This is a genomic window from Alishewanella tabrizica (assembly GCF_014652375.1).
Classification (GTDB): domain Bacteria; phylum Pseudomonadota; class Gammaproteobacteria; order Enterobacterales; family Alteromonadaceae; genus Alishewanella; species Alishewanella tabrizica.
In genome coordinates, this window is record NZ_BMYR01000024.1 from 1 (window position 1) to 7,217 (window position 7,217).

Annotated in this window: 11 protein-coding genes; 9 read left to right on the forward strand and 2 right to left on the reverse strand. The window is 43.8% G+C overall.

Annotation, left to right across the window (positions count from 1 at the left end; all coding sequences use genetic code 11):
- Positions 1-55: 55 nt before the first annotated feature.
- The 8 genes from IE070_RS16315 (at position 56) to IE070_RS16350 (ending at position 5,249) form a co-directional block, all read left to right on the forward strand.
- Positions 56-502 (forward strand): hypothetical protein, encoded by a 447-nt coding sequence (locus IE070_RS16315; protein ID WP_189484250.1) that lies wholly within the window; start codon positions 56-58, stop codon positions 500-502.
- A gap of 66 nt (positions 503-568) precedes the next feature.
- On the forward strand, positions 569-931 hold the full coding sequence (locus tag IE070_RS16320; protein ID WP_189484251.1) for a hypothetical protein: 363 nt from the start codon (positions 569-571) through the stop codon (positions 929-931).
- Entirely contained in the window at positions 924-1,544 is a 621-nt protein-coding gene (locus tag IE070_RS16325; protein ID WP_189484252.1) for a hypothetical protein, read from the forward strand. The genes IE070_RS16320 and IE070_RS16325 overlap by 8 nt, the downstream gene beginning before the upstream one ends.
- 106 nt (positions 1,545-1,650) lie before the next feature.
- On the forward strand, positions 1,651-2,748 hold the full coding sequence (locus tag IE070_RS16330; protein ID WP_189484253.1) for a DUF4241 domain-containing protein: 1,098 nt from the start codon (positions 1,651-1,653) through the stop codon (positions 2,746-2,748).
- Between the two features lie 91 nt (positions 2,749-2,839).
- Positions 2,840-3,304 carry a hypothetical protein gene (locus IE070_RS16335; protein WP_189484254.1) on the forward strand — a complete coding sequence of 155 codons (465 nt, stop codon included), beginning with the start codon at positions 2,840-2,842 and terminating at the stop codon, positions 3,302-3,304.
- A gap of 29 nt (positions 3,305-3,333) precedes the next feature.
- The gene (locus IE070_RS16340; protein WP_189484255.1) at positions 3,334-3,657 is read left to right on the forward strand and encodes a hypothetical protein; all 324 of its coding nucleotides are present in this window, start codon (positions 3,334-3,336) and stop codon (positions 3,655-3,657) included.
- A gap of 125 nt (positions 3,658-3,782) precedes the next feature.
- Positions 3,783-4,466, forward strand: a complete 684-nt coding sequence (locus IE070_RS16345; RefSeq protein ID WP_229797116.1) for an alkylmercury lyase family protein — start codon at positions 3,783-3,785, stop codon at positions 4,464-4,466.
- A gap of 453 nt (positions 4,467-4,919) precedes the next feature.
- The gene (locus IE070_RS16350) at positions 4,920-5,249 is read left to right on the forward strand and encodes a hypothetical protein (protein WP_189484256.1); all 330 of its coding nucleotides are present in this window, start codon (positions 4,920-4,922) and stop codon (positions 5,247-5,249) included.
- A gap of 79 nt (positions 5,250-5,328) precedes the next feature.
- Here the strand turns inward: IE070_RS16350 and IE070_RS16355 are convergent, their stop codons facing one another.
- Positions 5,329-5,628, reverse strand: coding sequence for a type II toxin-antitoxin system RelE/ParE family toxin (locus tag IE070_RS16355; RefSeq protein ID WP_189484257.1), 300 nt, complete (start codon positions 5,626-5,628; stop codon positions 5,329-5,331).
- Positions 5,625-5,867, reverse strand: coding sequence for a type II toxin-antitoxin system ParD family antitoxin (locus IE070_RS16360; protein ID WP_189484258.1), 243 nt, complete (start codon positions 5,865-5,867; stop codon positions 5,625-5,627). The genes IE070_RS16355 and IE070_RS16360 overlap by 4 nt, the downstream gene beginning before the upstream one ends.
- A gap of 172 nt (positions 5,868-6,039) precedes the next feature.
- Here IE070_RS16360 and IE070_RS16365 point away from each other — a divergent pair, with 172 nt between their 5' ends.
- Positions 6,040-6,876 (forward strand): trypsin-like serine protease, encoded by an 837-nt coding sequence (locus tag IE070_RS16365; RefSeq protein WP_189484259.1) that lies wholly within the window; start codon positions 6,040-6,042, stop codon positions 6,874-6,876.
- Positions 6,877-7,217: the final 341 nt, after the last annotated feature.

Sequence of the window (7,217 nt, forward strand, 5' to 3'; positions counted from 1 at the left end):
TTTGTTTTGACACTCTCAGTGTGGCACATCGATGCCGGATAGTGAGGGGGAGTCCATGTTATTGCCATCAAAAACGCGCCCGTTGGGCGCTCGACTCGCAACAAGTTGCTCGCGTTTGTGGCGGGCGTTAAATTTAATCATGAAACAACTAACTTTTGCGACTTTAGCGTTTCTATCAGTAGGTTCTTATGCAGAAGAAAGGCTATTTATTGGCACGTACACCGAAGGTTTCGAGTGGAGTTATTTTATTGAGTGCGGCTCTTCAGAAAAGCTATGGATCGAATACTCTCCTGCGGTTTTAGAATTGAAGAAAGCGTTGGATAATGATGGTGTTCGCTTTTCTTACCATCTCGGCGATCTGAATCCAATGGTTCCGGTCAAGCTGAAAGGTAATTTATCTAAAGAGGGTAAATGGGGACATCTAGGTCAGTACAAGCATCAACTTAATGTAACCCAATATATTTCATATGGCTCGGCAGCGGGGTCAGAATGCAAAATTTAACAAGCAAAGGCAGCCGACGCTTGCCGCGCAGCTGCTTTGAGCGTTAGGCATTAATAAGGACATTAGATGGATTTTCTGAATCGTCACGTTTGGCTAAAAAGAGCACTAATGCTCTTAGCTATTTTAGTAGCAACACCATTTGCTGGTTATCTGTTGCTGTTTGTTGAAGTTGCAGGGTTAGAAGTTGCATTTTCTTGTTTGATAATTTTGCTTAAGCCTTTTATCACTTGGGCACAGTTTCAAATAGACATGATAAGGGCAACCTTTAAGGCTATATCAAACAATTTTCATAAGCATCTTGCCAGTCGTCCAACAGTATATTTTTCTCATGCTGCGGGTAGCGCAGCATTTTTTGCAATTACCGGTGTTATGTTTGTATCGGTTGCCGTTTGGCTGCCATTGTTCATGGTTGGTGCGCAGTATGCCTAACAATGCGCAGCACTCGCTCCCGTTGGTCGCTGGGACGCCAACCCGCTGCGCGGCTCGTCGCCCGTGTGCTTTGCGTTATGTTCTTATGAAACTTAGAATCTTTTTTTCTGTAATTGTTTTGATGCTTCTTTGCGTTGTACTTAGTGCATGCGCAAATATAAATGAAGAATTTTACTCGCCGTATGAATTGACGATCTACGCGATTGATGGCGAGACACCTTCAAACAAGAAGTATAAGGGTGGGTATACTTTTCTTTACCCTAAGCCTAAAACGGGTGGTGCTGCACTAATTAGCGAATACGATGGGCTTGGGATCCCTGGCTATGACTCTTTCCATCTTTACATAGAGGGAGATGAGGCCGAGTTATTTTTGAATGCTTATGTCTATGACCAAGAGGTACTAGTCAAAAAAGTTAATCTCTTGGATAACATCGCATTTGAACAGAAAATAGACTTGAATATTAGGCATTCTGAAAACGGAATTTTCACGATAGAAATAAAAGATAAGCCGCCTGAGATTATTCAAACAAAAGTTTATTCCCTTGATGGCGAATGGAGCGGTAACTCCGGAAGAGGAAGTTTTACCACAAAGAAGAACATAACAAACCACTAAAGCGGGACTCGTAACAGTTGGCTAAGTTCCGCTTCGCTGCACATTTTAGCCAATATTACTCGCTCCTTAGTGGGGCGTTAGGTGAAATCGGAGTTCGAAATTGAGCATGAAAAAAATCATTGATTTCTTCAGGAAAAAAAACAAATACGATGATGTGATTGATTCTCCTGAAGATAGAGTCACAGCGTTCATTTCGCACTGGTATGAGCAATGGTCTAAAGCCCAGAGAAAAATGGGCAATGATGTAGATTTTGACTATTGGGTAGACCTTATATCAGATGTAGATGGGGCTCATTTTGCTGCTGGAAGTAGCTCAGGGTCTAGAAATTCATTTGGCTCGAAAGCTGATTATGACCCCAATGTAGAAAAAATCACCGAATGCGATATTCAAGGAAATGTTGCCAGCGTATCCACAGAGATTTACGAAGAGGCGCTTAAGTCATCAAAATATCACGTCTATGATCTTGAGTTTGACGCAGAGAAAGGTTGGAAAATAACAGCAATATCTACATTTTTTCATCCTCCAAAGAGCCCTGTTATTGATCCTGATGAACATGCAGGCATCTTTTCTATGAGCATCTCTGATGCTCCTTTCATGGGCAGGGAAGATCATATAAACCTCAATGAAAATACACTTTTTCAAGCAGAGCGTAACATCAATATTCCAAATTTAGACGAAGGAGTGGCTAAGTTAGAGCGTATCGGAAAGCTTCGAATCAGGTCTGGGGTGCTCGGGATCTTAGATTTCGGCTATGACATTTATGATTTTGAGCCTCTACAAAGAAAAGTGAACCTAGGAGATTATCCCGTTGAAACCGTAACAATACATAATCGAGTAGCTGGTATTCGAGTGAAGTTTAATGATAGCGAGCAACCAGTTAAATGGTATGCCGCTAATACGCCAAGTGGCAATGGTGTTTATGGTGTAGACGCCGGCAATTTAGCCATTTTCGATGTCGGCAACCTCATGGGTTTAAGCCGTATCAAAAAAGAACGGATATTTAATGAATGGTGCCTTAACGGCAAGCCAGAATTAGTATCAATGGTAGATGAAGACGACTGCGTTATATCCACAAGTGGTTTCGGGGACGGTGCTTATCCCGCATTCTGGGGAGTTAATGCGCAAGATGAGGTGATCTCCCTATATATCGATTTCATGATTCTTGTGCGAGAAACGGAAAATGGCCTGTTTGAGTCTGTCTAAATCACCTAACAAGCGCATGTTGCCGGACTGGTTTTCCGCTGCGCTCCAAACCAGCCGGAAATGCGGGCGTTAGCCATACTCAAGGAACTGCATGAGTATCTCTGTAAAAGTTAAAAAGGCTGTCTGGAATCTTGGGGCAGTTGTATTTTTTGTTTGGTTTGGATTTAAGATCATTGGTTATGGAATGGACCTTTTGGGTATTGAAGGACCATCAATCTGTTCTCATACTGAGGTAGCAGAATTCTCTTCTCCAAACGGTAAAAAAATTGCGAAGCTAGGCTATTCGGATTGCGGTGCAACAACTAACTGGCAAACTGGTGTAAATATTGTTGATGTAGATACTGGGAAAGAGTTTAACGGCATATTTGGGCTGGATGGGAAACCAGAGAGCTTAAAAGTAGTCTGGGAATCAGACACGAAACTCACTTTTAGTAACTTTCCAGTAGATAAGCTACTTTGGTTTAATCAGAAGTACTCTTCAGGTGTAAAAGTCACAATTGAAGAGAGTTCGGCTAACAAGTTACTGCAGCCGACCGCTAACGAGTCGGTTGAGTAAGGCGTTATGCATTAAGAGGGATCTAACCAATGAGAAAAATTCTAATTTTGAACATGCTGGTACTTTTTTTACTATCTTTTTCAGTATCTAGTCATGCAAGTGATGAAAGAGTTCTTTATAACAAACATCAAAGCTATACCGCTATCATTGAGGATGTAATTGATGTCACTGATAACGGTTTCAGAAGTGTAAATTACATACTTACATGGAATGACAACAAGATTATTGTTCCAGCTAATAATTGGCTGGAAATAAAGAAGAAAGGTGACATGCTCAAATTTCTAGTGATGTGGCATGAACTAAAAACAGAAGGTGGTTCAGTGAAAAACCTTGGTTTTACGGCTCTTCAATGAGCAGTCATGCATAACAAAAAAATATTATTGTCAGCAAAAATCGCTGGCTGCGACGTCAACCCGCTGCGCGGCTTTCCGCGCTAAATTTGGGCGTTAGTGATAACCGGTTATTTAAGAGGTCAAAAGTGAATTTAAACAATTCGAGTCTTCACTATTTCATAATGAGGCACATTGTCGATAAAGGAATCGCCCCCAAAGTCGAGCAAATGTCTAAAGCTTTTTGTGTTCCAACGAATGAGATGAAAGAAGCACTTAAGGAACTTCAAGATTATCACGGTGTTGTATTGCACCCCGAATCATGTGAAGTGTGGATAATGCATCCATTTTCAACAGCTCCGACAAATTTTTGGATTGAATCTGATGATGGAAGTTGGTGGGGGAATTGTGCTTGGTGTTCGTTGGGAGCAGCAGCGTTACTTAATCGTGACTTAACAATAACCACTACTTTAGGTGCAGAAGCAAAACAGGTCGTTATAAAAATACAAGATGGAAAAGTTTTGAATGAAAACTTATTTATCCACTTTCCTATACCAATGATTAAAGCTTGGGACAACGTTACTTATACATGCAGCACGATGCTAATATTCGCATCAGAAGCGGATATCGATAATTGGTGTGAGCGCCACGGTATGAATAAAGGTGATGTTCAGCCGATTGGTAATGTTTGGAACTTTTCTAAAGTTTGGTATGGAAATCACCTCAACAAAAATTGGGTTAAGTGGTCTGTAAATGAAGCAAAAGATTTGTTTGAGAGATTTCAGCTTACAAATCACATTTGGGATATGCCGTCTGACTCCGGTAGGTTTTAACACTAACAAACGCTTTCAGCCGACAAGCGGCTGAAGCGGGCGTTAGCCGGCTGTCGGGAAGGTGTAGTTTCAAAATCTGTTTTACTTTTCGGCTCTGCTTGCGTTAAGTTGTATCTGAGTTGTTAATTTATTCCATCGGGCGCAACAGTTTGTTGGCAAGGTGCAATCTCTGATGGTGCGGTAGCGTTGTTCCTTTGGTTCATTGGCTCCGTTGGCTTTAAAGTTTTTAGGTTCCAGCTATTTCGCTGTATCGCACTTGGCTGGTTACGTTTTTATTTTTGCACAGGCTTGCCGTTGTTCGGCATCGCTTGGCGGCAGTGCCGCGTGGGTTGTGTTTTTGTCGCCGCTAACAATGCGCACCATTCGCTCCCGTTGGTCGCTGGGACGCCAAACCCGCTGACGCGTTTTTGTCGCCCATGTGCGCGGCGTTAGCGTCTTCAGGAGAAAATTCAGATGTCATCTGTACCTGAAAAAGATTGGAAAAGACTTAGCGGTCTTAAAGAAGTTTTGCTCAATTCCGCATGCGAGACAATATTTCGGCGTATCGAGCAAATATCATCTACCCGCAAAGATCGGGAGCATGAGACTTACTTAGAGCTATGGAAATTAATTAACAAAGAAGATGAAGCCATTGCTGAGATGTTTAATGATCTCAAACGCAGTAATGCGGTGTTTAAAATAGCGGCCTTAAAGCATTATGGTGTTTTAACCGATGAGCAGTTGGCTCAATATTCACAAGAAACACAAGAACAGGTTGCGCGTCTTTGCGAGTACAGACGCTAACAAACAAATATTATCGCCAGCAAAAAGCGCTGGCTGCGACGTCAACCCGCTGCGCGGCTTTCCGCGCTAAATTTGGGCGTTATGCGCCAAGTATCGGGTTAACATCCATACTCTTATGAAGAATACGGATGATTTTAATTTGTTGGCTGCCGATCTGTTGATAAAAGATGACGTGGCTACCTTGAGGGAATTTACGATATCCGATTCTGATTTCATCGCATGTTTTACCGATGTCGGGGTTTTCTGCTAAAAGCCAAAATGAATCATCAAATTGTTTTAAATAGATATTTCGTTGCTCTTTTCCCCAGCGGCGCTGAGTGAATAATGCGATATCTCGCAAATCGGTTTTAGCAGCAACGGTGAGATTAAATGGCTTCATCGAGAGTTTTCACTATCAAGTTCATTGATAAAGCTATCGAGGTCATATTCTGCGTCACCGCTTTGTTCGCCTTCGACAAGTAGTTGACGGAGTGAGTTTAGTTTGGTTTCTTGGTTTTCGAGTAAGCGTAGCGCTGAGCGAATGACTTCACTCGCTGAGCCGTAACGCCCACTTTGGATCTGGCTTGCAATAAAGCCCTCAAAGTGTTCTCCAATAGTTATACTTGTGTTCTTGGCCATGTGTAGTTCTCTGGATACCAAAAGATACCTAATTATGGTATTAAGTGGGATTGTGAGCAAGACGCATAACAAACAAATTTTATCGCCAGCAAAAAACGCTGGCTGCGACGTCAACCCGCTGCGCGGCTTTCCGCGCTAAATTTGGGCGTTAGCCCCCTTAAGGAGATCGCACATGACTCGATGTTTATTGATTGTCCTACTTGCAGCGTCTTCAACCGCTAGCGCCGTCGTCATACGACACGACGTTGATGACTCGAAGTACCGTATTCCGGAGTCTACTTTTTCAGCTCTCGTTGACATGCCCGGCGAGGGACATGGTGTACTCATTGATCCACGATGGGTCGTTACTGCCGCCCACACTATTCCGCGGCATTGGGAAAAAAAGCAGGTCGTGATCAATGGGATTGCCAGGGACGTTGAGCGCGTCGTCGTACATTCTGGGTACAAAAAGCCTTCGCAAGATGTATTGGACAACGCGCTGGCCAGTTGGGATTGGATGCTTTTTTGGGCTCAACTCACCGCCTCAGATGACATTGCACTTCTCAAGTTGGCCCAAACCGCTACGGACGTTTCTCCGTCCGGAATCTACGAACACAAAAACGAATTTGACCAAACCGTAAGGATCATAGGAAAGGGCGCAACTGCCACAGGAGCCACTGGATATGAATTTAGTAGCTCGCGCCGCACGGAGCTTCGCCAGGCTTACAACAAGATCACTAGCGCGCACGACCGCTACTTCTGCTACGTGTTCAACGATCCATCTGAAGCCTTACCGCTTGAGGGCGGGGCCGGCGGTGGTGACAGTGGTGGGCCGGTTCTTATCAATACCGAGATGGGTTGGCGTTTGGCAGGCCTGACATCATGGAGCGCTGGTTTGAGATCCACGAGGACCAGCACGGGCCAATATGGCTCAATCATCTGCAATGTCCGCTTGAGCCACTATAAGGAATGGATAGAAGGTGTGATCTCTGAGCAGCCGCGGGCAGGGGGCAGGCGTTCAGGGTTTTAAGGGTTTTAGTCAGTAGTTTTATTCAGCATTGCTCGCGTTTGGTTTTCTTAGCGGCAGTGCCAAAAGTTAAAGTTCGTCAGTTTGCTGGTTTGCTGCAAACGGTTGTGGCGGTAGCGTTGTTCTTCTAGGCTTCGCTTTATTAGTTTTACAGGTTCCGGTTGGCTCGCCGTATTGCAGTCGGCTGGTTAAGTTTTTAAATTTGCACAGTGGTGCACTTGTTCAGCTTCGCCAGTGCGGCAGTGCCGCGCGGGTTTAAATTTAAGCTGCTAACAATATCTATGGACTCCCCCTCTATTGCAAGCACAAAGTGATCAAATTTGGCGGTGAATGACTGCATACGT